The 738-nt window shown below is 63.3% G+C and carries 1 pseudogene; it reads right to left on the bottom strand.

What is annotated here, in order from left to right:
• Window positions 1-674: pseudogene (locus HZZ16_RS38640) on the bottom strand (transposase); the annotation flags it as partial.
• Window positions 675-738: the final 64 nt, after the last annotated feature.

The following is a 738-nucleotide window of genomic DNA, read 5'->3' as shown; positions in this document are numbered from 1 at the left end:
CAAGATGCGGAAGCGGCGGCCATCCGTGAGCTGATCGGAGACGAAGTCCAGTGACCAGCGGTCGTTCGGTGCCATCGGTACGGTCATCGGCGCCCGGGTCCCGATCGCCCGCTTGCGGCCGCCACGGCGGCGCACCACCAGCTTCTCTTCCCGGTACAGCCGGAATAGCTTCTTGTGGTTGATCGCAAAGCCCTCCCGCTTGAGCAGAACATGCAGGCGCCGATAGCCGAAGCGGCGGCGCTCCTGGGCGATCGCCTTCATGCGCTGGCGAACGCCGGCATCATCCGCTCGGGTCGTCCGATATCTTATGGTCATGCGGCAGCAGCCGATGGCTTTACACGCCCGCCGTTCGCTCATCCCGTGGGCATCCACGAGATGCGCGACGGCCTTCCGCTTGGCCGCGGGCGTCACCACTTCTTTCCCAAAAGATCCTTCAACGCCGCATTGTCCAGCATGGCGTCAGCCAGGAGCCGCTTCAGCTTCGTGTTCTCGTCCTCCAGCGTCCTCAGCCGCTTGGCCTCGGAGACGTCCATCCCGCCGTACTTGGCCTTCCATTTGTAGATGCTGGCGTCGCTCAGGCCGTGCTTGCGGCATAGATCGGCGACCGACACCCCGGCCTCGTGCTCCTTCAAGATCCCGATAATCTGCTCTTCCGTAAAGCGGCTACGCTTCATGCTCTGGTCCTCGTCGTGGGCCAGAACGAACTTCAAGCTGGATTAAGCTCCGGGGGCAAGGTCA

This window comes from Bradyrhizobium glycinis, from assembly GCF_016031655.1.
GTDB classification, from domain to species: Bacteria; Pseudomonadota; Alphaproteobacteria; order Rhizobiales; family Xanthobacteraceae; genus Bradyrhizobium; species Bradyrhizobium glycinis.
Note: the sequence above shows the minus strand (reverse complement) of the source record. Positions and strands in the feature narration are given on the sequence as shown.